The sequence below is a fragment of the Streptomyces sp. NPDC046870 genome, from assembly GCF_040704595.1.
Taxonomy (GTDB): domain Bacteria; phylum Actinomycetota; class Actinomycetes; order Streptomycetales; family Streptomycetaceae; genus Streptomyces; species Streptomyces argyrophylli.
In genome coordinates this window covers 272,811-296,019 of sequence record NZ_JBEYXM010000009.1, presented here as the reverse complement: position 1 = coordinate 296,019, position 23,209 = coordinate 272,811, and the positions used below count along the sequence as shown (strand labels likewise).

At 72.9% G+C, this 23,209-nt stretch carries 21 protein-coding genes; 10 read left to right on the top strand and 11 right to left on the bottom strand.

Features of this window, described 5'->3' with window-relative positions:
* Positions 1 to 672: a succinate dehydrogenase gene (locus tag AB0946_RS22015; protein WP_366762335.1), complete on the bottom strand. Its 672-nt coding sequence runs from the start codon at positions 670 to 672 to the stop codon at positions 1 to 3.
* 120 nt (positions 673 to 792) lie between these two features.
* On the opposite strand from AB0946_RS22015, the gene AB0946_RS22010 reads away from it, so the two are divergent.
* A complete protein-coding gene (locus AB0946_RS22010; RefSeq protein WP_366762334.1) occupies positions 793 to 1,677 on the top strand; it encodes a LysR substrate-binding domain-containing protein in 885 nt (294 codons plus the stop codon).
* A gap of 166 nt (positions 1,678 to 1,843) precedes the next feature.
* Here AB0946_RS22010 and AB0946_RS22005 read toward each other — a convergent pair whose 3' ends face one another.
* On the bottom strand, positions 1,844 to 2,734 hold the full coding sequence (locus tag AB0946_RS22005; protein WP_366762319.1) for an NAD(P)H-binding protein: 891 nt from the start codon (positions 2,732 to 2,734) through the stop codon (positions 1,844 to 1,846).
* Positions 2,735 to 2,881: 147 nt separating this feature from the next.
* On the opposite strand from AB0946_RS22005, the gene AB0946_RS22000 reads away from it, so the two are divergent.
* Positions 2,882 to 3,802: a LysR family transcriptional regulator gene (locus AB0946_RS22000; protein ID WP_366762318.1), complete on the top strand. Its 921-nt coding sequence runs from the start codon at positions 2,882 to 2,884 to the stop codon at positions 3,800 to 3,802.
* On the opposite strand, the gene AB0946_RS21995 is transcribed toward AB0946_RS22000, so the two are convergent.
* The 3 genes from AB0946_RS21995 to AB0946_RS21985 all read right to left on the bottom strand — a co-directional run bounded on the left by AB0946_RS21995 (position 3,739) and on the right by AB0946_RS21985 (position 7,930).
* Positions 3,739 to 5,883 carry an EAL domain-containing protein gene (locus AB0946_RS21995; protein ID WP_366762317.1) on the bottom strand — a complete coding sequence of 715 codons (2,145 nt, stop codon included), beginning with the start codon at positions 5,881 to 5,883 and terminating at the stop codon, positions 3,739 to 3,741. The genes AB0946_RS22000 and AB0946_RS21995 overlap by 64 nt on opposite strands.
* Positions 5,880 to 6,692, bottom strand: coding sequence for an SAM-dependent methyltransferase (locus AB0946_RS21990; RefSeq protein ID WP_366762316.1), 813 nt, complete (start codon positions 6,690 to 6,692; stop codon positions 5,880 to 5,882). The genes AB0946_RS21995 and AB0946_RS21990 overlap by 4 nt, the downstream gene beginning before the upstream one ends.
* A 272-nt stretch (positions 6,693 to 6,964) precedes the next feature.
* Positions 6,965 to 7,930: an SCO0930 family lipoprotein gene (locus AB0946_RS21985; protein ID WP_366762333.1), complete on the bottom strand. Its 966-nt coding sequence runs from the start codon at positions 7,928 to 7,930 to the stop codon at positions 6,965 to 6,967.
* Between the two features lie 775 nt (positions 7,931 to 8,705).
* Here AB0946_RS21985 and AB0946_RS21980 point away from each other — a divergent pair.
* Both AB0946_RS21980 and AB0946_RS21975 read left to right on the top strand, forming a co-directional pair.
* Positions 8,706 to 8,834: a hypothetical protein gene (locus AB0946_RS21980; RefSeq protein ID WP_366762315.1), complete on the top strand. Its 129-nt coding sequence runs from the start codon at positions 8,706 to 8,708 to the stop codon at positions 8,832 to 8,834.
* A gap of 34 nt (positions 8,835 to 8,868) precedes the next feature.
* Entirely contained in the window at positions 8,869 to 9,633 is a 765-nt protein-coding gene (locus tag AB0946_RS21975; RefSeq protein ID WP_366762314.1) for a hypothetical protein, read from the top strand.
* Between the two features lie 160 nt (positions 9,634 to 9,793).
* Here the strand turns inward: AB0946_RS21975 and AB0946_RS21970 are convergent, their stop codons facing one another.
* Complete coding sequence (locus AB0946_RS21970) at positions 9,794 to 10,621, bottom strand: hypothetical protein (protein ID WP_366762313.1); 828 nt, start codon at positions 10,619 to 10,621, stop codon at positions 9,794 to 9,796.
* A gap of 332 nt (positions 10,622 to 10,953) precedes the next feature.
* Here AB0946_RS21970 and AB0946_RS21965 point away from each other — a divergent pair, with 332 nt between their 5' ends.
* Positions 10,954 to 11,625 carry a class F sortase gene (locus AB0946_RS21965; RefSeq protein ID WP_366762312.1) on the top strand — a complete coding sequence of 224 codons (672 nt, stop codon included), beginning with the start codon at positions 10,954 to 10,956 and terminating at the stop codon, positions 11,623 to 11,625.
* Positions 11,626 to 11,674: 49 nt separating this feature from the next.
* Here AB0946_RS21965 and AB0946_RS21960 read toward each other — a convergent pair whose 3' ends face one another.
* Complete coding sequence (locus tag AB0946_RS21960; protein ID WP_366762311.1) at positions 11,675 to 12,511, bottom strand: polysaccharide deacetylase family protein; 837 nt, start codon at positions 12,509 to 12,511, stop codon at positions 11,675 to 11,677.
* A gap of 605 nt (positions 12,512 to 13,116) precedes the next feature.
* On the opposite strand from AB0946_RS21960, the gene AB0946_RS21955 reads away from it, so the two are divergent.
* Together AB0946_RS21955 and AB0946_RS21950 are read left to right on the top strand one after the other, a co-directional pair.
* A complete protein-coding gene (locus AB0946_RS21955) occupies positions 13,117 to 13,596 on the top strand; it encodes a universal stress protein (RefSeq protein WP_366762310.1) in 480 nt (159 codons plus the stop codon).
* A gap of 193 nt (positions 13,597 to 13,789) precedes the next feature.
* On the top strand, positions 13,790 to 15,211 hold the full coding sequence (locus AB0946_RS21950; protein ID WP_366762309.1) for an amino acid permease: 1,422 nt from the start codon (positions 13,790 to 13,792) through the stop codon (positions 15,209 to 15,211).
* On the opposite strand, the gene AB0946_RS21945 is transcribed toward AB0946_RS21950, so the two are convergent.
* On the bottom strand, positions 15,212 to 16,360 hold the full coding sequence (locus AB0946_RS21945; protein ID WP_366762308.1) for a CapA family protein: 1,149 nt from the start codon (positions 16,358 to 16,360) through the stop codon (positions 15,212 to 15,214). It abuts the gene before it with no gap.
* A 239-nt stretch (positions 16,361 to 16,599) separates the two neighbouring features.
* On the opposite strand from AB0946_RS21945, the gene AB0946_RS21940 reads away from it, so the two are divergent.
* The 3 genes from AB0946_RS21940 to AB0946_RS21930 all read left to right on the top strand — a co-directional run bounded on the left by AB0946_RS21940 (position 16,600) and on the right by AB0946_RS21930 (position 18,618).
* Entirely contained in the window at positions 16,600 to 17,148 is a 549-nt protein-coding gene (locus AB0946_RS21940) for a sigma-70 family RNA polymerase sigma factor (RefSeq protein WP_366762307.1), read from the top strand.
* A 150-nt stretch (positions 17,149 to 17,298) separates the two neighbouring features.
* Positions 17,299 to 17,814 (top strand): hypothetical protein, encoded by a 516-nt coding sequence (locus AB0946_RS21935; protein WP_366762306.1) that lies wholly within the window; start codon positions 17,299 to 17,301, stop codon positions 17,812 to 17,814.
* Positions 17,815 to 17,964: 150 nt separating this feature from the next.
* Complete coding sequence (locus AB0946_RS21930; RefSeq protein ID WP_366762305.1) at positions 17,965 to 18,618, top strand: zf-HC2 domain-containing protein; 654 nt, start codon at positions 17,965 to 17,967, stop codon at positions 18,616 to 18,618.
* Positions 18,619 to 18,694: 76 nt separating this feature from the next.
* Here AB0946_RS21930 and AB0946_RS21925 read toward each other — a convergent pair whose 3' ends face one another.
* The 3 genes from AB0946_RS21925 to AB0946_RS21915 form a co-directional block, all read right to left on the bottom strand.
* On the bottom strand, positions 18,695 to 19,558 hold the full coding sequence (locus tag AB0946_RS21925; RefSeq protein ID WP_366762304.1) for a DNA-formamidopyrimidine glycosylase family protein: 864 nt from the start codon (positions 19,556 to 19,558) through the stop codon (positions 18,695 to 18,697).
* Positions 19,559 to 19,598: 40 nt separating this feature from the next.
* Positions 19,599 to 21,683, bottom strand: coding sequence for a SpoIIE family protein phosphatase (locus tag AB0946_RS21920; protein WP_366762303.1), 2,085 nt, complete (start codon positions 21,681 to 21,683; stop codon positions 19,599 to 19,601).
* A gap of 108 nt (positions 21,684 to 21,791) precedes the next feature.
* Entirely contained in the window at positions 21,792 to 23,147 is a 1,356-nt protein-coding gene (locus tag AB0946_RS21915; RefSeq protein WP_366762302.1) for a DUF6777 domain-containing protein, read from the bottom strand.
* Positions 23,148 to 23,209: the final 62 nt, after the last annotated feature.

Here is a 23,209-nt window from a genome sequence, read left to right as displayed (position 1 = left end):
TCAGCTCACCACTCCGGTCATGACGCCCACGGGGATGGAGATGAAGCCGGCCGTGAGCAGCAGCGCGAGGACGTTCGCGAGGGTCTTGAGGGCGCGGTCGCGGCTGCGGCTTCCGACGCCGAGGGTCTGGGCGGCGCTCCAGAAGCCGTGCCGGACGTGCAGGCCGAGCGCGAGCATCGCGACGATGTAGATGACGTTGCCGTACCAGGTGGAGAAGGTGTCCACCACGTTCTGGTACGGGTGGCCGTCCTGGAAGCCGCCGGAGTGCACGGTGCCGGTGGTCAGGTCGAGGATGTGCCAGACGATGAACAGGCCGAGGATGACGCCGCCCCAGCGCATGGTGCGGGTCGCGTAGCTGGCCCGCGGCTTCTTGTGCACGTACTTGCTGGGCCGTGCCTTGATGTCGCGCCGGCTGAGCTGGTAGGCGGACGTGGCGTGGGCCACCACGGCGACCACGAGGACGATCCGGACGAGCCAGAGGGTCCACTCGTAGTGCATGAAGGGCTCGCCCACGGTGCGCAGCCAGTGCGCGTAGTGGTTGAACTCGCCGGCGCCGAAGTAGATCTTGAGATTGCCGATCAGATGCGCGACCAGGTACAGGAGCATGATCACGCCGCTGACGGCCATCACCGTCTTCTTGCCGACGGAGGAGTCCCACATCGTGCGCGCCATGGACGGCCGTCGGTCCGTCCGCGTTGCCAGAGCCATGGAACAGCACGCTAGGGGCGGAGGACCCGATCGGTCCAAGACATGGTCCAGCTCGTTTCCATAGGCCAGGGCTATTCTGGGGGTGTGCAGTTCCAGCAGCTCCAGTACTTCGTGGCCGTCGCCGAGACCCGGCACTTCACCCGGGCCGCCGAGCTGGTCCATGTCGCCCAGCCCTCGCTGTCCCAGCAGATCAGGGCGCTGGAACGGGAGCTCGGGGCGGACCTCTTCCTGCGCGCCCGGGGCAACATCACGCTCACCGACGCCGGCGAGGCGCTGCTGCCGCTGGCCCGGCGCATCCTGGCCGACGCCGACACCGCCCGGCACGAGGTGCAGGAACTGGTGCAGCTGCGGCGGGGGCGGGTACGGCTGGGCGCGACGCCGAGCCTGTGCACGGGACTGTTGCCGGACGTGCTGCGGGCCTTCCACGACCGGTATCCCGGTATCCAGCTGCTCATCGAGGAGAGCGGTTCCCACGACCTGGTGCGGGAGCTGGCCCGCGGCGCGCTCGACCTCGCGCTGATCGTGCTGCCGCTGCCGACGCCGGCGCCCGCGCTGACGACCGTGGAGCTGCTGCGCGAGGACCTGGTGGTGGTGTCCTCGCCGGAGGCACCGGAACCCGGCCGGGACGGGCGGGCCGTGGAGATCGCCGACCTGGAGGGGGAGCGGCTGGTGATGTTCCGGCACGGGTACGACCTGCGGGAACTGACCGTCGCCGCGTGCCGCTCCGCCGGGTTCGAGCCGGACTTCGCGGTCGAGGGCGGGGAGATGGACGCGGTGCTCGGGTTCGTCCGGGCGGGGCTCGGCGTGGCCGTCGTACCCCGGATGGTGGCCGCCCGGGCGGGCCGGGGCCTGCGGGTCACCCCGCTGGCCCGCCCCGGCCTGCACCGCACCATCGCCCTGGCTCACCGCAGCGACGTGGCTCCGCCAAGGGCGGCCCGGGAGCTGCAGCGGATGCTGCTGGAGCGGTAGGTGGTGGGGCCGGGGGCGCCGCCGGTGGCAGGGACGGGGCCGGTCGAGCCGTGGACCTGGCCGGTGGAACGGCAGTCGGTGACCTCGCCCACCGGGCCTGTCCCACTGCGGACATCGCCAGCTCCCCCCCGGCAAACCGGACCCGCGGCACCGCAGACGGTTGCCGTCAGGTCAGGACGGCCGGCTTGAGCACCTCCTCGCACCACCGGCGGAAGGACGTGGGCGCCGTCTCGGGCGTGCTGGGCGCCGCGCTGCCGTAGAAGCCCTGCTCGGCGGTCGCGGTCGCGAGGTCGGTCAGTGCCTGGGCCCAGTTCTCGCTCGCGCCGTACCGCAGCACCGACGTCCGGTACTCCGCCCCGCTGATCCGCTGGAAGCGGACCGGCCGGTCCAGCACCTCGGAGACGACGCGTGCCATGTCCTCGGGCGTCAGCGCGTCGGGACCGACCGTCGGGACGTCCTCCTGGCCGGTCCAGGAGCCGTCGAGCAGCAGCCGTGCGGCCGTCGCGCCGACGTCACGGGTGGTGCAGGTGCGCAGTACCCGGTCGCCGTGGGTCGCCATGGCGATCACACCGTCGTCGCGGATCGCCGCGGCCTGGTGGAGCAGGTTCTCCATGAGGTACGGCGGGCACAGCGCCCGGTGGTGGACCCCGGTGGCCCGGATCTCGTCGTCCATGGCCAGTGACGCCGAGATCTGCCCGGCGTCGCGGGCGACGCCACGGCCGAGGGTGGAGACGGCGACGACCCGCTCGACACCCCCGGTGCGGATCGCGTCGACCAGAGGCCGGGTGAAGGCGCGGAAGTGGCCGTCGACGCTGTCGGCGGTGGGCTCCGGCGGCACCAGCCAGAACACCCGGTCGGCGCCCGCGCACGCCTTGGCGGTGACGTCGGGGTCGGCGTGCGAGCCGGTGACGGCCTCGACGCGGGCGCGGACGCGCGGGGACAGGCGCCCGGGATCGCGCACGATGACGCGGACCTCCCCCGCCGCGTCCCCGGCGTCGAGGAGGGAGTCGAGGACCCGGCTGCCGATCTGGCCGGTCGGGGTGGTGACGAGGATCACGGAACGCTCCTGGAAGAACGGGAGGGTGGACGTGACCGAGCCTGCCGTCCGGCGTACGGGAACTGAAGGATCGCTTCGCTCCGGGTTGTTACCCTCAGAGCAATACCGCACCCGAGTCGAAGGCACTGCCGGAGGGAGGGCGAAGCCGTGGAGTCCCGCCCGCTGCGCTACTTCGTCGCCGTCGCCGAGGAACTCAACTTCGCCCGCGCGGCCGAGCGGCTGGGCATCTCCGCCCCGCCGCTGTCCCGGGCGATCCGGGCGCTGGAGGCGGAGCTCGGGGTCACCCTCTTCGAACGGACCACCCACAGCGTGGTCCTGACCCGCGCGGGCGACGTGCTCCTCGGCCAGGCGCGGTTCGCGCTGGACGCCCTGGAGGCCGCCGGGCGGCGGGCCCAGCGCGCGGCGGACCCGGAGCGCAAGCTCGTCCTGGCGGTCAAGGCCGACGGCGACGCGGGACTGCTGGAGCCGCTCCTGGAGCGCTACGCCACCGACCCCGCCGCGGTCCCGGTGACGGTACGGCTGTGCGGCTGGCTGGAACAGCCGCGGCTGCTGCGGCGCGGCGAGGCCGATGCCGCGCTGATCCACGAGCCCTTCGACCGTACCGGCCTGGACAGCGAGACCCTGATCGCCGAGCCGCGTGTGGCGGTGCTCGGCGCGGACCACCCGCTCGCCGCCCGCGACCACGTCCTCCTCGCCGACCTGGGGCTGCGCCCCGGGGATCTACACCGGTTCCTGGAGGACATGCGCAACGAGGGCCGTGATCTGGCCCAGCTGCTCACCCGTGTCGCCCTGGGCGAGCTGGTCGCGCTGCTGCCGGCGTCCGTCGCCGACCGCTATCCGCGCCCGGGTGCCGTCTACCGGCCCGTCCCGGACGCGCCGCCCTCGCTGCTGGCGGTCGCCTGGCCGCAGCAGTCCCGGTCCATGGCGACCGCGGCCCTCGTCCGGGCGGCGGCCGCCGTCGCCGCGGCCGCCCGGGAGGGGGGCGACGGCGCGGCTCCGGCCGGTCAGCCCGTCGCGTCCACCAGGGCGAGCTCGTGGAGCCTCTCCGGCGGGCCCGGACGCGCGTAGTACCAGCCCTGGGCCGTGTCGCAGCCCAGGATCCGCAGCTGCTCGGCCTGCGCTCCGGTCTCCACGCCCTCGACCGTGACCGCCAGGTCGAGGCTGTGGGCGAGCGAGACGATGCCCTCCACGATCTTCAGGTCGACGGGGTCGGCGGGGAACTGCTGCATGCCCTGGGTGAAGGAGCGGTCCAGCTTGAGGATGCTCACCGGCAGGCGGCGCAGGTTGGCGAGGTTGGAGTAGCCGGTGCCGAAGTCGTCCAGCGCGATGTCGACGCCCATCTCCGCGAGCCGGCGCAGGGGTTTGAGCAGGTCGTCGTCGGCGCCGATGAGCGCGGACTCGGTGACCTCCAGGCACAGGGCGTCCGGGGTGACGCCCGACCGTTCGAGGATGTCCACCGTGTCCTGCACCAGGCCGGGGTGGCTGAGCTGGCACGGGGACAGGTTGACGTTGATCCGCAGCGGGCCGGCCGCCTGCTGCTCGCCGTGGAGTTCCCGCCAGGCGCGGGCCTGGCGGATCGACTCCTCCAGGACCCAGCGGCCGAGCGGGACGATCAGGCCGGTGTGCTCGGCGAGCGGGATGAAACGGTCGGGGCCGAGGACGCCGTGCTGCGGATGCAGCCAGCGCACCAGGGCCTCGGCGCCGCGCACGCTGCCGTCGCCGAGGTGGACCAGGGGCTGGTACTCGATGAAGAACTCGCCGCGCTCCAGCGCGGTCGGCAGGGCCGTGGTCAGGCCGTGCCGGGTGATGGCGCGGGCGTCGGCCTCGGGGTCGGCGAGTTCGGAGCGGTTGCCGCCCGCCGACTTGGCCCGGTACATGGTGATGTCGGCGCTGCGCAGCACCTCGGCGGCGGTGCGCTCCCCGGCCGGGCCCTCCACGATGCCGAGGCTGCCGCGCACCATGAGGTCGCGGCCGTCGATGCTGATCGGGGTGACCAGCGCGTTCATGATGCGCTCGGCGAGTTCGTCCACCTCCCGTTCGGTGCCGGGGCCGGTGGTCAGCGCCACGAACTCGTCGCCGCCGAGCCGGGCGACCATCTCGCCGGGCGCGGTCGCGCAGGACTGGAGCCGGTCGGCGACCTCCACCAGCAGCCGGTCGCCGGCCGCGTGGCCGAGGCTGTCGTTGATGGTCTTGAAGCCGTCCAGGTCCAGGTAGCACAGGCCGAAGCGCTGGCCCTCGCCCGCGTTGAGGGCCTTCTCCAGCCGCTCGAAGAACAGGGAGCGGTTGGGCAGGCCGGTGAGGGCGTCGTGCGTGGCCTCGTAGCGCAGCCGGAGGTTGAGCAGCCGGCGCTCGGTGGTGTCCTCCATGAGGGCGAGCTGGTACTGCGGGTCACCGTCGGCGTCGCGCAGCAGGGACACCGTCAGGTTGGTCCACAGGACCGTGCCGTCGGGGCGGTTGAAGGCCTTCTCGACGTGGTAGTGCTCGCGCTCGCCGCGCACGAGTTCGTCGTAGAGCCGCCAGGTCTGCGGGGCGTCCTCGGGGTGCACCCAGTCCTGGACGCGCCGGCCGCGCAGGTTCTGCTCGGAGAGGCCGAACATGCGCAGCAGCGCGTCGTTGACCTGGAGGACGTTGCCTTCGAGGTCGGCGATGCCGATTCCTATCGCGGCGCCCTCGAAGACCGCGCGGAAGCGGGCCTCGCTCGCGTGCAGCGCCTGGGCGACCACGCCCTGGGCCCGCAACGCGGCCTGCGCGATGGCCTCCTGCTCGGCGAGGGTGCGCTCGCGCAGCGCCTGGGCGTAGCCGGCGGCCATGGCGTGCTGCAACCGGGAGGATCGGATGCGCAGTTCGTCCTGGGGGCCGTCCTCGCCGCAGTACAGCACCAGGTAGGCGTCGACGCAGTCGAGGGTGCGGGCCAGTGCCTCGGGGTCGGTGCAGTGCGCCCCGACCAGGGCGGCGCCGACGGCCTTCGCCGCGTCCGCGTCGAAGCTGCGGGCCCGCAGCAGTTCACTCAGCCGGCGTGCGAGCGGGAGGAGCCGTTCCTCGAACTCGGTGCGGGTCAGCGACGTGGAGGTCACCGGGAAGAGCGCCCGGCTCCAGATCGTCGTCAGCCGGCGCAGTCTGCCCTCCGGCTGGTCCGGCTCCGCGCTCACGCCGTACGCCCCACGCCGGCGAATCCGGAGAAGGCGTACGGATCCTCGTCCTCCGGTGCCGAGTCCGGGCGCCAGCGCGGCATCGGCACCAGTCCGGGTTCCACCATGTCGTACCCCTCGAAGAACCGCGCGATCTCGTCGCGCGAGCGCATGATCAGCGGGTTGCGGATGTCCTTGTACACGTCCACCGCGCCCCCGGCCCGCCCGGCGGGCAGCGGGATTCCCTCGTACGAGGCATGCGTGAGGATCAGCAGGCTGCCGGGCGCGAGTGCCTCGCGCAGCTCGGCCACCGCACCGTACGGGTCGTCCGCGTCTTCCACGAAGTGCAGTATGGCAACGAGGAGGAGGGCCACTGGCCGATTCAGGTCGATCAGCCGGTCCAGTGGGGCGCTGGAGAGGATCTCCCGGGGCTTGCGCAGGTCCGCCGCGACCACGTCGGCGTCGTCGTTGCCCGCCAGGACCGCCTGGCTGTGTGCGACGGCCACCGGGTCGTTGTCCACGTAGACCACCCGTGCGCCCGGTACGGCCGCCTGCGCCACCTCGTGGACGTTTCCGAAGGTGGGGATGCCGGACCCGATGTCGAGGAACTGGGTGATGCCCTCCCCGGCCGCGAACCGCACGGCCCGCCGCATGAACGCCCGGTTGGCCTGCATGATCTTCGGTAGGCCCGGCATGAACTCCATGGCCTTGCGGGCCGCTTCCCGGTCGACCTCGAAGTTGTACGAACCGCCCAGGTAGTAGTCGTAGATCCGCGAGACGCTGGGCACCGAGATGTCGATGCTCCGTGGGGCCCAGGCGGGTCGCTCCATGTTTCTCTCCAAGGCGTGGACGGGTGCAGGCGATCCGGTGTTCGAGCTGAGGCTACTGATCGCCCGCCAATGGAGCGACCTGAACCGGAAATTGACCGTCCGTTCCCGGTCACTGCCTGCGGCAAGTGCCCGTATGGCCCCGCTGTGTGACGGCCGTACGGGCGGCTCGCGCGTTCACCGCACACAACGATCCGCCCCCTCCGTGCGGTGCGGAGGGGGCGGATCTTCGGCCGCGCGCCGAGGCGGGCGGGGCGATCGACCTGGGGAGGTGATCAGTTGCCCGGCGCGCCGACCGGCTTTCCGTCGGGCGAGACGGCGTACCACGTGCCGCCCACGCCCTGACCGTTGGTGTCACCCGGGGCCTTGTCCCCGGAGAAGGTGTAGATCGGCCAGCAGTTGACGGTCATCTGCTTCACTCCGTCGGGGCGGGTGAAGGGCATCAGGCCCTTCTTCTTGACGCCCTCGGTGTCGTCGGCGTTGACCGGGCCGACCGCCGGCCACTTCTCCAGGCAGGCGCCGGTGCAGTTGGAGACGGACTTCGGCCAGGCCTGGTCCTTCATGAAGCGGTAGACGGTCATGCCGTTCTTGTCGACGACGATGTCGCCCAGCTTGGCGTCCTTGTGGACCGACAGGCCGGGCAGGTCGGACAGCTTGGCCTTCTTGCCGGTGGGGGCGAGCGCGAACCACTTGCCGCCCACGCCCTGGCCGTTGACGTCGCCGGCGTTGACGTCCTTGACGTAGCGGTAGGCGGGCCAGCCGCCGATGGTCAGCTGTTTGGAGCCGTCGGCACGGGTGACCTCGCCGAGCAGCGCCTTGTCGATGCCGGCGCCGGCGGTGGCGTCGTCGGCGGGTACCGGCGGCCAGGTGGTGGCGCAGTCGCCGGCGCAGTTGGACTTGGGCGGGCTGGCGGTGTCCTTGTCGAACCGGTAGAGGGTGAGGCCCGCGCCGTCGGTCAGCACGCTGCCCAGCTGGGGGTTGGTGGCCACGGCGAGCTTGCCCGCGGGGGTGACCGGGGCCGGGGAGCCGGAACTCTGGTTGCCGTCGGCGCCGTAGCCGTTGCCGGCGCCCGGCGCGGTGCCGCTGCCCGGGTTGCCGTAGTCGCCGGCCGCCGCCGTGGCCCCGACGTTCTGGGCCGCCGACGCGGGAGTGGTGGCATTGTCCTGACCGCACGCCGTCGTCAGCGCCAGCACGGAAGCGGCTGTTGCCACCAGTGAGGCGGTCCGCCAGGAGGTCTTCATCGTCAACTCCACATTATCGCCTGGATATTGCAGCGCCCTGATGTGCCGCCGCACGGCCATGGGTACGCACCGCGGGGGCCCCGGTGTTCAACGGCTGCCGGAATTTCTTTCCGGATCCCGTGCGGCTCCGGCGCCGGGACGGAGCCACCAGGGGGGCACACAGGCCGATAACGGATACTTCCGCTCGTCAAACCTCTGATCAGCCCATCTCCCTCTTTCGGAGCAATCTCGGCCCACTGCGGGGTACGGCGGCCTCCCGCGCCTCATGATCTCGGTCGTGCCTGGACCCGAAGTGACCCGATGCGCGCCCACCACACGGGTGTTGGCCCTGTTGACGCTGACCTGGGCCCTGGTGGGCTGGCCGGCCGGCAGCGCGTCGGCCGACGCCTGCGCGTACGCCTCCACGGGCCCGGACGGCACGGTGGCGGTGGCCCGTGCCGGCGGCCACCACTGGCCCGACCCGCCCTGTCCGAAGCCGCCCCCGCCACCGTGTCCGCCGACGCCCACTCCGACGCCCACGCCCACTCCCACTCCCACTCCGACGCCCACTCCCCCGCCGACCCCGCCGCCGGAGCCGACGCCTCCGCCCGAGCCGACGCCGACCCCGAAACCGCCACCCCGGCCGGTGCCGAAGCCACCGCCGCGACCGCCCGCCCGGCCCGCCCCGGCACTCCCGGCCGCCCCCGCACCCCGGCCGACCCCCACCCCCACACCGCCGCCGAGACCCACGCCGAAGCCAAAGCCCAGGCCCACCCCGCGGCCTTCCGTGACCCCGGTGAGCTACCCGGAGTACCACCCCCACGCCACCAGCCGCCCCACGCGCGGCCACACCTCGCCCGTCACCTACGTCCTGCTCATCACCGTCCCGGCGATCGTCGCCGTGGCGGCGCTGCGCCCGCGCTGACGCGCCGGCACCCCTCACTGCCTGGAGGCATCAGTTGTCGGATTGGCTTGTTCTCGTCCTCGCGATGCTGGGAGCCTGTGCCGTGGTGGTCGTCATCACGCTGCTACGGCACCGGGCGGCCGCCGAGGACGAGGATCCCAACGAGACCCCGGACGTCATCGAGTACATGACGATGTGGATCGGTGTCATCTACGCCATCGTCCTGGGCCTGGCCATCGCGGGCGTGTGGGAGGCGCGCAACAGCGCCCAGGACCACGTGCAGACCGAGGCCCAGGCACTGCACGAGATCTCGGAGCGGGTCCGGGTCTACCCGCCGGACGTCCGGGACGGGATCCGCGCGGACATCGACGCCTACGTCGGTTACGTCGTCCACACCGAGTGGCGGACGATGGCGGACGACGAGCGGGTCACGGACCGCGGCACCGAACTGCTGCACAAGGTGCGGGAAGCCGTCACCGACTACCAGCCGAAGAACGACTTCGAGGCGCAGGCCTACCAGCCACTGCTCGACCAGATGGCCACCGCCGACCAGGCCCGCAACGCGCGCGCCGACTCCACTGGGGCCACCATGCCGCCGGTCGTGTGGTGGGGGCTGCTGACCGGTGCGCTGATCACCATCGGGATGGTGTTCGCGCTGCAGATCCGGCGCACCGGGCGCGAACTGGTCCTGGCCGGGCTGTTCTCCGCGACCATCGCGTTCATGCTGTTCCTCATCTGGGACTTCGACGCGCCCTACGGCCGGGGCATCGCGGTGACGGCGGAGCCGTTCCAGAGCCTGTTCCCGGGCATCACCGGGTGACCCCCGGCCGCCGGGCACCGGCGGCGTCCGCCACCGGAGCGGGGCGGCAGCCATGGCAGGCCTCCGCCCCCGCTTCCGTGAGGAACCGGGGCGAAGGCCTGCCGACGCGCGTGCTCGGGGGCGGGGAGAGATCCGGTGGCCTCGGCGGCGCACCGGGGACTCAGGCGCGCTTCTCGTGGCGGCGGCGCATCCAGAAGGCACCACTGCCGAGCACGGCCGCGCCCACGAGGCCGCCGCCGATGGCCATGTCGGTGGGCGTCGCGCCGCTGGTCCTGCTTCCGCCGAAGCCGCCGTTGACGCCGCCGATGACGCTGAAGGCCCCGCGCCGGGTCAGGGTGCGGCCGTCGCAGCGGACGGTGACGTCGTACCGGCCGCGGCCCGCGTCGCGGTCCACGATGGCGACACCCCGCGCGGTGTCGTCGTGGACCTCTTCCAGGTCGATGGTGCCGAAGGCGTCGGAACTGGCCGTACCGCGCCGGCAGCCGTTCACGATGATGGTCAGGCGGCCCCCGGCCGAGACGACGTCGGGCGTGACGAAGATGTCCTGCGAGTTGCCGAACTCGTCGCCCCGGCCCCCGAACTCGTCCCCGTGTCCGTTGCCGAAGCCGCCGCGGCCGTTGCCCTCGCCCCCACGGCCGTTGCCTTCGTTCCCGCGGCCGTTGCCGTTGAAGTTGCCGTGGCCGTTGTTGTTGCCGTGGCCGTTGTTGTTCCCGTTGAAGTTCCCGTTGCCGTGGCCGTTGTTGTTGCCGTTGAAGTTCCCGTTCCCCGGGAAGACGCCGTTCCCGGGGAAGACGCCGTTCCCGGGGAAGACGCCGTTCCCGCTGAAGGTGCCGATGTTGCCGGTACCGGGCACGATGACCGTGGAGTTGTTGTCGGTGCTGCTCGGCCCGCCCCCGTTGCCCATGCCGTCCGCGACGGCGTCAGGGGCGGCGAGCCCGAGCACGGCGACCGCGGTGCACGCCGCCGCCAGGGCGCGTTGGTTGCGCATGTGATCCTCCGCGGGAGGCGCCCCGGGTCCCGTCCCCGGTGGATCGGCGAGAAAACACCTCCCGGGTAGACCCTCAGACGCGCAGAACACGCCCGCATGTCGAGAATGGTCCGTCCTGGTGAGCCGACACGCCGACGGACAACCACACAATCGGATATTGCCGCAGGTCACAGACCGTCAGAAATTTCCTGGAAACGGCAACTCGGATGGCGCACCGACCAGGTGCGAGGCCACCCGTTCGCCGTTCGACCCGTCGCCCGCCGCACGCGCGGGACTTAGCGTTTTCCCATGCGCGAGGGACGTGGCGAGAACCGCGTCGAGAGGGGTGACGAATGTCTGCGTCCAAGCTGGCCCAGCTTGCCGAAGAGGAGGAGCGGCGGAGGAGGCGCGCCCCCTGGGGCGTGATAGCGCTTGTTCTGCTGACCGGCCTGGCGCTCATTCGCAACGGCTCGGGAGAGTTCGACGTCGGGCCGCCGCAGCCCGCCACCGCGGCGGCCCCGGACAACCGCGCCACCCTGGGCACCCTCGCGCCGGGGCCCGCCCCCCTGCCGTTCTCCCCCGTGCAGCGGGTCCGGATCCCGGCGATCCGGGTCGACGCGCCCGTCGTACAGGTCGGGCTGGACGCGGACGGCTGGGTCGCCGCGCCGCCGCCGGAGAACCCGGGCCTGGCCGGCTGGTTCACCGGAGCCGTGTCCCCGGGGGAGAAGGGCACCGCGGTCATCGTCGGACACGTCGACAACAAGCAGGGCCCCGCCGTGTTCTACGGCCTCGGGGCGCTGAAGAAGGGGAACCAGGTCGAGGTCCTGCGCCAGGACGGGAAGACCGCCGTGTTCGACATCTACGGGGTCGAGGTGTTCGAGAAGAACAACTTCCCGGGCGACCGGGTGTACGGCTCGAAGGGGGCGCCGGAGCTCCGGGTCATCACCTGCGGCGGAGGCTTCTCGAAGCAGAACGGCTACGACGGGAACGTCGTGGTCTTCGCCCGCCTGGCCGCGGTCGTCTGAACCACCGCGGCCCGGCGGGCGGAAGCGGAGCGGGTCCTCCCGGAAGGCGTCACACGCGGCGGCGCGGCACGGTGAGGCGGTACCCGGAGTCGATCAGATAGGGCAGCCACTCGCGGATCGCGCGGACGGTCTGCGAGCGGTCGCCCCCGGCGTCGTGGGAGAGCACCACGACACCGGGGGCGGCCCCGTTCTCCACCTGGTCGATGATGGTGCGGGTACCGGGCACCATCCAGTCGGTGGTGTCCACGGTCCAGGCCATCGGCTCCATGCCCATCTGGGCGCCGAGCTGGAACGCGGCGCGGTTCCAGGCGCCGTAGGGCGCGCGGAACCACTGCGGGCGCTCGCCGTAGGCGTCCTCGATGGCGTCGCTGGTGCTCTCCATCTCGGAGCGGATCTCACGGCGGTTCAGCTCGGTCAGCAGCGGATGCGTCCAGGTGTGGTTGCCGACGACGTGGCCCTCGTCGGCCATCCGGGCCAGCAGTTCCCTGTTCTGCACGACGCACTCGCCGCAGACGAAGAACATCGCCCGTACGTCGTGCTTGGCGAGGGTGTCCAGGATGTGCGGGGTGTAGGCCGGGTTGGGGCCGTCGTCGAAGGTCAGCACCATGTGCCGGCCGCTCGTGGAGACGCGCATGATGGGTTCCTTGCGCACCTTCAGCTTGCGGGGCGCGGCGCGCGGCGGCCCGTCTCCGGTCAGCGGCTGGAGCCGGAAGGCGGAGGGCTTGAGCGCCTGGCGGGCCTGTGGACCGGCGACGGGGGCCGCGGTGCTGTGGGCGGTCTCCTCGCCGCCCTGCGCCAGGACGACTCCGGCGGTGCCCGCGGCCCCCAGGGCGGCGACGCCGGCGAGGAGCATCCGGCGCCGGGTGAACAACTGATCCTTCTGCATGACTCATCAGTCGCCCCACCGGAGTCCGCCGCACCACAACGGCACCGGTGCGGCGGCGGTAATACACCCGGACAGCGCAGTGGGCGCGGGATGTCCCGGCGACGGCGCACGAGCGGACCCGGCCGGACGGGCCCGCGTCCGGGGTGGCGGGCCCGGCCCCGTCCCCTCCGGCGGGGCCGGACACCGGCACGGACGGCGGGCCCGCCGGGGTGGCGGGCCGCCGTCCGCCCTCCGGGTGCCCCTTTTCCCCGGAGTCTGCGCAGTGCGAAGGGACGGAGACGAAGCTTTCGGCGATGGGCCTCCGACTGCCGCCGGCGCGGCGGACGACGGCCGAGTCCGGTCGGACGCGGCGCACGGCCCGGTCGGGTGCGGTGAGGTCACGGCGCATCAGGTCCGGGGAGACGCCGTCACGGCCCCGGGGGACGCAGCAGAGAGCACGATCAGGAGCAGCGGCGCGCACAGCAGGCCGAGGGCGGTGACGGGGGTCGCGAAGGGGCTTTGGGACCCGGCCGAGGCGTCCGCCGGCGGGCGGGCGTGCCGGCGCCGTGGCGGCCCCCCGTGAACCGCCGTTCACCAGGAACGGTCGGTTCCGATAGCCTCGTGGCGTGACGGAACAGCATCACGAGCGGCACTCGCACGCGCACCGGTTCGAACGGGGCACGGACGGACCGAAGGTCATCCTGGTCGGTGTGGACGGCTCCGACTCCTCGATGCGTGCCGCCGCGTACGCGGCGGGCCTGGCCCGGCGCCAGCGCGCGCTGCTGGCGGTGGTGTACGTGCAGCCGGTGCTCGCGGCCGGGGCGGCGCTCGGGGTGCCGGTGGCGGAGACCACCGACGAGATCGCCGAGGACCTGGTCGCGCAGATCCGGGACGCGGCCGAGCGGCTCAAGGGGACGTTCGAGGTCCGCTGGGAGTTCCACACCTTCCGCGGCGACCCCTACAACGGGCTGGTGAAGGCGGCGGACGAGCTGAAGGCGGACGCGGTGGTGGTGGGCGCCTCGGAACAGGCCGGCCACCGGATCATCGGCTCGGTGGCGGTCCGCCTGGTGAAGACGGGCCGCTGGCCGGTCACCGTCGTGCCGTAGGACGGCGCGGCAGGAGGTGCGGTCCGGCCCCGGCGACCGGCCGGCACCCGTGCCGTGGCCGGCCGCCCTTTCCCGGCGCGCGGACCCGGCCGCGGGCGCCGCCCGGGCCGTGCGTGGCGTCTTCCGTGGCGCTCTTGGCTGAGCCATCATGATCCGCCGTCAGCCGTTTGCCGTCGGCGAAGAGGTGAGGCCCATGGACAGGCTCCGCGCGGGTGAGGGGATTCTGCGCCGCAAACCCATCGAGCACATCGAGGAGACGGAGGTCGGCGAGGGCACCCGGCTGGACAAGTCGCTGGGGCTCTGGCAGCTGACCGCGATCGGTGTGGGCGGCATCATCGGCGCGGGCATCTTCACGCTGGCCGGGACGGTGGCGAACGGCACGGCCGGGCCCGCGGTGCTGGTGTCCTTCCTGATCGCGGGTGTCGCGAGCGCGTGCGCGGCGCTGTCGTACGCCGAGTTCGCGGGGCTGATCCCGAAGGCGGGGTCGGCCTACACCTACGGGTACGCGGTGCTCGGCGAGTTCGCGGGCTGGTTCATCGGCTGGGACCTGCTGCTGGAGTACACCGCGATCGTGGCCGTGGTGGCCATCGGCATCTCCGGCTACTTCAGCTTCCTGGTCGAGCAGATGGGCGCCGGCCTGCCGCGATGGATGCTGGGCGCGCCCGGCACCGGGGCCGGGCACCGGGTCGACCTGTTCGCGGCCCTGCTCTGCCTGCTGATCGCCTGGCTGCTGAACCAGGGCATCCGCAGCGCGGCCCGCTTCGAGACGCTGGTGGTCGCGCTGAAGGTACTGGTGGTGCTGCTGGTGATCGGAGTGGGCTTCTTCCACATCGACACGCGCAACTACCACCCGTTCTTCCCGTTCGGCATCAGCGGGGCGTTCACCGGGGCCGCGACGGTGTTCTTCGCCGTGTTCGGCTACGACGCGATGTCGACGGCGGCGGAGGAGTCGAAGGACGCGCAGCGGCACATGCCGAAGGCGATCATCTACTCGCTGGTGATCTCCATGGTGCTGTACGTGGCGGCCTGTCTGGTGCTGACCGGCATGCAGAACTACAAGGACATCGACAAGGAGAGCGGCTTCTCCACGGCGTTCAAGTCGGTGGGTCTGGGCGCCCTGGCCGACGTGATCGCCGTCGGGGCGATCATCGGCATCCTCACGGTCATGTTCACGTTCATGCTGGGCGTGACCCGGGTGTGGTTCTCGATGTCCCGGGACGGACTGCTGCCCCGGTGGTTCGCGAAGACGCACCCGACGCGGCACGTGCCGACCCGGGTGACCTGGATCGTGGGGCTGGCCTCGGCCGCCATCGCCGGGTTCGTGCCGATCGGCGAGGCGGCCGAGCTGACCAACATCGGCATCCTGCTGGCGTTCGTGGTGGTGTGCACGGCGGTGATCGTGCTGCGTTACCGGCAGCCGGAGCTGCCGCGGACCTTCCGGACGCCGGGGATGCCCGTCGTGCCGGCGCTGGGGGTCGTCTTCTCGATCTGGCTGATCACGTTCCTGCAGTGGCAGACCTGGGTGCGGTTCGCTGTGTGGTTCGTGATCGGCTGCGGTGTCTACTTCGGCTACTCCTACCACCGCTCGGTGCTGGCGCAGCGGCCGGCCCGGTAGTCACTCGGCCATGACCAGGCCGTCCTGCCCGGCGCCCCGGCTGAGCACCACGTCCCTGATCCGGTCGCGCACCCCCTCCAGTTCCGCGCCCTCGGCGATGGCCTTGTTGAGGTCGACGACCCGGCCGGCGTCGAGGTCGTACAGCTGCGGGACGAACTCCGCCTTGGTGACCCGCCAGGCCTCTCCCGGCCGGGCGGGCGGGGCGAAGGTGAAGCGGCCGAGGGTGGACTCGTTGCCGCGCGGGTCCTGGGCGCCCTCGCCGTTGTACATCTCGCCGGCGATCTGGTCGCCCATCCCGTAGATCACCCAGGTCCCGTTGACCTTCTCGTACGCCTGCGGGACGTGGGCGTGGGTGCCGAGGATCAGGTCGATGTCCGGGCGGCCGGCCGTGGCCGAGGAGGTGAGCCGCTGGGCGAGGGTGAGCTGCTGCCGGTCTGGCTCGTCCTGCCATTCGGTGCCCCAGTGCACGGAGAGCACGACGACGTCGGCGCCGGCCCGGCGGGCCGCGCGTGCGTCGGCGATCATCCGGTCGGCGTCGATCAAGTCGACGGCCCAGGGCTGTCCTGGCGGCAGCGCGTTGCCGTTGGTGCCGAAGGTGTAGGACAGGTGGGCGACCCTGGCCGAGCCGGCCCGCAGGAGCGTGACCGAGCGGGCCTCGGCCTCGTTGCGGGCGGTCCCGGCGTGCCGGAGGCCGGCCCGGTCCATGGCGTCGAGGGTGCGCCGGATGCCGGCGGCGCCGTCGTCCAGGGCGTGGTTGGAGGCGGTGGAGCAGCCGTCGTAGCCGGTGGCGGCGAGGGCCTGGGCGATCTGCGGCGGGGACTTGAAGTCGGGGTAGCCGGTGTAGTCGCCGTCGGCGCCGTAGACGGTCTCCATGTGACACAGCGCCAGATCGGCGCGGGAGACGACCGGTGCGACGCCGGCGAGCATCGGGCGGAAGTCGTGGCCGCTGCCGCCGGCGTCGAAGGAGGCGCGCTCGATGACGGAGGTGTGCGGCAGCACGTCTCCGGAGGCGACGAGGGTGAAGCCGTCCGCGGCGGCGGGCGCGGAGTGTCCCTGTGCGCCGGACTCCCGGTTCTGGTTCTGGCAGGCGGCTCCGGCCGCGAGGACGGCGGTCAGGGCCAGGGCCACCTGCTGTCTGCGTCCGATCATCAACTCACCCCAGATTTGTCGTATATACAGACGAAGCCGTCACGGGCATATGGGTATGAATCTGACGAGTCGGATAAACAGCCCGACAGCCGTCCTTAGCCCGTCCGGGGTCCGGACGTACCGCCCACCCGGGGCCCGCCGTACCGCTCGTCCGACCGTTCGCCGACGCGTTCGACCGTCCGTCGCACGACCGGGTCCGCCCCCTGTCCGCCGGCCGCGCCCTGCGCTGCCATACGGCCATGACGGCCGGAACCTCACTCACCCCCGGGACGACGACCGCCGAGCACGAGCTGGCCGCGCTCCAGCGCGAGCACGGCGGACCCCTGTTCGCCCTGCTGTACCGGCTCTGCGACGGAGACCGGCAGCGCGCCGAGGACCTCGTCCAGGAGACGCTGGTGCGCGCCTGGCAGCATCCGGAGGCGCTGCACGCCGACGGGTACGACTCCGTGCGGCCCTGGCTGCTGACCGTGGCCCGGCGGCTGGCGATCGACGCCCGGCGGGCCCGGCGGGCGCGACCGCCCGAGAGCGGCGACGAGGTCCCCGAGAACGCACGCGTCACCGCCGACCACGCCGAACGGGCCGCCGCGATGCTCGACGTCCGGGAGGCTGTGAAGACACTCACGCCGGAACACCGTGACGTACTGCTACTCGTGTATTTCCGCGGGGCCAGTGTGGCGGAAGCGGCGCAGACCCTGGGTATTCCGCCCGGTACCGTGAAATCCCGCGCGTATTACGCGTTGCGCGCCCTGCGCCGGGGCCTTCCGGGTTATGCGACCGACCTGCGGTGAAACCGGAAGCCGGGTCAAACCTCGGTAAAGCGCCTTGCTGCGGCCCCCGTTCGGGCATGGGCTGTCCTCATCCGCGTTCCTGCGTGCACCGGGGCCGCGGTCCCGACGCGGCCCGGGCGACGCGCACGCACCGGAGGAAGGCAGGAAGGGATGCTGCACAGAGGGCACGAGAGCACGGACGGCGCCGACGGCGGTGAACTGGCCGTTCCGATGGCCTGGTTGTACGCCGAGTACATCGCCGACGAGCTGCTGCGCACCGGCGATCTGATGCCGCCGACGTCGTTCGAGTTCCGGGCCGGCCGGGACGCGCTGGCGCTGACCGTCTTCCTGTCCGACACCGACGGGGAACTGTCCGGCATCCGGGTGATCTCCCAGCTGGAGCACTGGCTGTCGCTGACCGCCTACGACCAGCCGTGGCAGGACTGGGTGCGCGAGCGCCTGGCCGAACTGACCGAGCGGGCGGCCGGCTCCGGCACGCCCAGCCCCGACCTGGCGCTGGCGGCGGAGGCCTGGCGCTGGCTGGAGGAGACCGAACTGCTCGCGCCGGACCTGGACGCGGTGCCCGGCGGCGGGGCGGTCTCCGGGGAGGACGACGGACCGAAGGTGTGGACCCCGGCCTGGCGGCTCGGACTGCCCCTCGGACACCTCGCGATCCACCTCTTCTGAACCTTCCGGAATTCACACCAATCCGCGGGCCGGACCGCTCCGAATCTCTTGCCGCGATTCTGGGCGTGGCTTGAGTGATTCGGCGGCCGGCTGCGTACGGGTGGGAGCAAGGAGTAACCCTTCCCCCACCCTTCGGCACGAGGATTCGGCATGAGGTCCCTGGAAAGGCATCGCGACGCCGGCGCGTACGCGCTCGGCGTGCTGGACGAGGCGGAGGCCTTCCGCTTCGAGGACCACCTCATGGAGTGCCCTCGGTGCGCGGCGCACGTGACCGAGTTCGGAGCCACGACCCGGCAGTTGATGCTGTACCGCCGGGCCACGCCGCGCTTCGTGCACCCCATGGCACAGCCCGGTCCCCGGCTGCTGGACCGGCTGCTCGGCGAGCTGGCTCGCGTGCGGCGCACGCGGCGCCGCCGGATGCTGTACGGCCTGGCCGCGTCCGTGGTGCTGGCCGTGGCCGGTCCCGGGATCCTGGCGTTCGCCGGGCACACCGACCCGGCCGCGCAGGTCGCCGCGGCGACCGATCCGGACACCGGGGTGTGGGCACGGGTCACCTCGGCGGAGGAGGACTTCGGCAGCGATCTGCGGCTGGAGGTCATGGACGGCTCCGGGGCACACGCCTGCCGGCTGGTCGCGGTCGGCCGCGACGGAACGGAACAGGTCGTCGCCGGCTGGACCAACGCGGGTGACGGCACCCGGCCCACCACCGCGATGGGCGCCACCGCGCTGCGCCCGGACCAGATCGCCCGGTTCGAGGTCCGCACGACGGACGGGAAACGGCTGGTCACGGTACGGGCACGGTGACCGTACCGGGACGTGGCCGTGCTCCGGGGCGCCGCCCGCACCGCGCCCGCACATCGGCCGGCGCCGGGTCCCGGGCTCATTTCAGCAGGCGCGACAGCCGGCGGTCGGCCAGGGGCTTGCCGCCCGTCTGGCAGGTGGGGCAGTACTGGAGCGAGGAGTCGCTGAAGGAGACCTCGCGGATGGTGTCGCCGCACACCGGACAGGGCTCGCCGGTGCGGCCGTGGACGCGCAGGCCGCTCTTCTTCTCCGCCTTCAGCCGCCCGGCGGCCACGCCCCGGGAACGCTCGACCGCCTCGGTGAGCGTGTCGCGCAGCGCCTCGTACAGCCGGCGGGTCTCCTCCGGCGTGAGGGAGGCGGCCAGCTTGAACGGGGACATCTTCGCGGCGTGCAGGATCTCGTCGCTGTAGGCGTTGCCGACACCCGCGATCAGCGACTGGTCGCGCAGGGCGCCCTTCAGCTGCCGTCGTTCGCCCTGGAGCAGGGTGGAGAAGCGGTCCTCGTCGAAGTCGCCGGCGAGCGGATCCGGTCCCAGGCGGGCGATGCCGGGCACCTCTTCCGGGTCGCGGACGACGTACACGGCGAGGCGCTTCTGGGTGCCGGCCTCGGTCAGGTCGAAGCCCTCGCCGGTCTCCAGCGCCACGCGCAGCGCCAGCGGACCCTTGCCGGGCTTCGGCGGGCCGTCCGGCAGCCGGTCCTTCCACTGCAACCAGCCCGCGCGGGCCAGATGGGTCACCAGGTGCAGGCCGCCGTCCGTCTCGACGTCCAGGAACTTGCCGTGCCGGCGCACGGCCGTCACCCCGGCCCCCTCGAGGGCGGTGACCGGGGGGTCGTAGGTCTTCAGGACGCTGATGGCCACGGGCAGCACCCGCACCATCCGCCGTCCGACCAGGTGCTCGGTGAGGAAGTCCGTCAGCGCTGCTACCTCGGGCAGTTCGGGCATACGTCCAGAGTGCCATCCGGCACCGACAACACCCCCGCCGTCACGCCCGGACCGGTGGCTGCGACAGCCGGAACTCGCACCACACCGCCTTGCCGCCGCCCCGCGCCTCCACCCCCCAGCTGTCGGAGAGCCGTTCCACGAGGACCAGGCCGCGCCCGGAGACACCGGTCTCGCCCGCGTCGCGGCGGCGGGGCAGGGCGCTGGAGCCGTCCTCGACCTCGATGCGCAGCCGGCGGTCGCCGCCGTCCAGGGCCCGCAGGGTGACGATGGCCGAGCCCTCGGTGTGCATCAGCGCGTTGGTGATCAGCTCGCCGGCGACCAGTTCGATCTCGTCGGCCAGCTCATGGGCGCCCCAGGCGCGGACCGCGGCCTGGATCATGTGCCGGGCCTGGGTCAGGGCCTCCGGGTCGCCGGGCGCCACGTGCTGCCGGAGCCGGCCGCCGGGCCGCGTGGTCTCCCGGCCGCGGCGGTGCAGCAGGAGCAGGGCCACGTCGTCGTCGCCGCCCCGCTCCTCGGCCAGCTGGATCAGCCGGTCGGCGAGGTCGCGCACCTCGCGGGGGCCGCCGCAGACGAGGGCCACCAGGCCGCTCATGCCGTCGTCCAGGTCGGCGCCGGGCTGTTCGACCAGCCCGTCGGTGCACAGCAGCAGGGTGTGGCCGGGATCGAGTTCGAGGGTGGCGACGGGATACTCCAGCCGCCCGAACTCGGCGGACAGGCCGAGCGGCAGGCCGCCCTCGACGCCGACCCGGACGCAAGCGCCGTCGTCGTGCCGCACCAGCGGGTCGATGTGGCCGGCGCGCACCATCTGGACGACTCCGGTGGACAGGTCGGCCTCGGCGTACAGGCAGGTGGCGAAGCGGTCGGTGTCGAGTTCGTGCAGGAAGACGGAGGCGCGGGCCATCACGGTGGCCGGGGGGTGGCCCTCGGCGGCGTAGGCGCGCAGCACGATGCGCAGCTGGCCCATGACGGCCGCCGCGTGCGTGTCGTGGCCCTGGACGTCCCCGATGACCGCGCCCACCCGGCCTCCGGGCAGCGGGATGAGGTCGTACCAGTCGCCGCCGATGTCCCGGCCCAGTGCCGCGGAGCGGTAGCGGACCGCGACGTCGGCGCCGGGGACGCTGGGGATGGTGCGGGGCAGCATGGCCTGCTGGAGGCCCTGGGCGAGGTCCTTCTCCTGTTCGTAGAGCATGGCCCGCATCAGGCTCTGGGCGATGCTGCTGCCCAGCGCGACGAGGACGGCGCGCTCCTCGGCGGAGAAGCCGCGCCGGTCGTCGTAGAGCAGGCCCATCGCGCCGATCGGGCGGGCCTGGGCGATCAGGGGCAGATAGGCGGCCGAGGTGATGTGCAGGCCGGTGAGGTGCGGCCAGAGGACCGGGTAGCCTTCGGCGAACTCCTCGGGCGATTCGATGAACCGGGGGCTGAGCGTGCGGACGACCTCGCTCATCGGGTACGGCTCGTCGATCCGGGTGATCCGGGTCCCGGGGACGGAGGCGTCCGCGGGTCCCTCGGCCACGAGCCGGATCCGGCCCGCCTCCACCAGCCCTATCACCAGGCTGGCCGCGCCGAGGTGGCGGATGCCGTGCGCGTCCTTGAGGACGTCGATGACGTCCCGGACGCTGCGGGCGTGGGCGAGCGCGGCGGAGATGACCTGGACGACACCGGTCTGCTGCCGGAACGCCTCGTCCTGGGCGGCCCGGAGGCTGCGGGCCGCACTGTCGGCGAGTTCCTCGGTGGCGTCGCGCACGATGCCGACGACCCGGCGCGGGCGGCCGGTGTCGTCGCGCCGGATGTAGCCCTGGGTGTGCGTCCAGCGCATGGTGCCGTCGCGGCAGCGGATGCGGAAGTAGGCGCCGTAGTTCTCGCTGCCGTCCTTGATCGCCCGGGCGACCGCCGCGTCGAGCCGGGCGGCCTCCGGCGGCGGCACCCGGACGGCCAGGGTCTCCGGGCGCCCGTCGTACTCCTCGGGCAGCAGGTCGAACACCTCGAAGGCCTGGGCGTCCATGTGGAACAGACCGACGTCCAGGTCCCAGTCGAAGCTGCCCATGCGGTTGAGCGCGAGGATCGGGTCCGGGTGTGCGGGCCAGTCCTCCGGGAGTGACAGGGCGCTCGCTCCCCGATCGGCCATGGGGCCACCTTGCCAGGAACCGGCCGATTCTTCGACTTGATCGGCGGCCGGGCACGTGTGCTCGGCGAGGGCCCGGTGTGGTGGGCTTCGGCGGGCACCGGCCCGCGCTCAGCCGCCGGGCTCGGCCGGGGGGCGGGCGGGGCCGGTGCCGGCCGCGCCGGGTGCGGTGCCGGACCGGGCGGCGGGCGGGGCGTCCGGGACCAGGCCGCCGCCGTCGGGCAGGCCGGGGATCGTGGGCACGTGGGACGGGCCGGTGCCGGCGGAGGTGTCCGGGGCGGTCAGGCCCAGGCCGGAGGTGCCCGGATCGAAGGAACCGGGCTGCGAGGCTTCCGGAACGGAGCCTTCCGGACGGGAGGAGCCCTGGTCGGCGGCGCCCGGATCGGACGGACCCGCGTCCGGGGGGTCCACGGTGAGGTCGAGGGAGAGATCGCGGGCCGGATCGGGAACGGGGTCGGGATCGGGGGCGTCCTCGGCGGGCGGCGGCTCCTGCGCCGTCGTCCCGGTGTCGCGGTCCGCGAGCCCGCTGGCACTGTCCGGGTGATCGCCGCGGCCGTCCGGCACGGCGGAGCCGGACGAGGACGACGGCGTGCCCGCCGGGGACCGTGCCGGGCCGCTGTCGCGCGGGCTGGGCCGCCCGGTGACGGACGGTCCGGCGTCCGCTGGGCCGGACGGGACCGGGCTGGCCGCGGCCCGCGCGGGCGGGGACACGATCCGGTCCCGGCGGACATCGGGGCCGACCCGGCGCTCGGTCCAGGTACGGGTCGCGGGGTCCACGAGGGTGATGCTGGTGACGGCCCGCGGTGCCGGGGCCACGACGATCACCTCGTCCGGCTCGTAGCCGGCCCAGGGCGTGCCCCGGGCCCCGGCACCGCCGCGCGTCGGGGCGGGCGGCTTGAGCGGGTTGCCGCAGGCGCAGCGGACCCGGGGCACGCCCCGGTCGTCGACGAGGACGGCGGTGCCGGCCTGGAGCACGGCCTGGTAGCGGGCCGCCGCACGGTCGCGGTAGGCGTGGTTGGTGACGCGGGTGTCGGCGCCCAGGACGACGGGGGTCAGTCCGCGCAGGTAGCCGGGGAGCGCCGACCGGGTGACGCCGGCCACCTGGGCGAAGGCGTCGGCCCTGGCCCCGTCCGCCGCGAGACGGCCGATGTGCCGCTCGACGTCACAGGCGGCGACGCGCGGGGTGCCCTGGTACAGGCCGGGGGTGGCGCCGGACACGGTACGGGCCGCGCGCAGGGGTGCCTCGACCTCGCCGGGCTGGATCCGCGCAGTGCCGCGGGGTGACTCCGGCCGGATGGCGGTGTCCGCGGAGTCGGTGAACGGGTCCGGTCCCCGCTCGGTGGCGGTCTCCAGGAGGACCAGTTCGCCCGCCTTGGTCTGCTTGACACCGGCGCCCGCGCAGCCCCCGGCGAGGAGCGCCACCGAGAGCGCCCAGGCCGCGACGATGGATCGGGTGGGTATCCGCACCGCACACTCCGCATCACTGTGGGTGATTACGCCCTATTGTTGGCATCGCTCAGGTTTGGCTG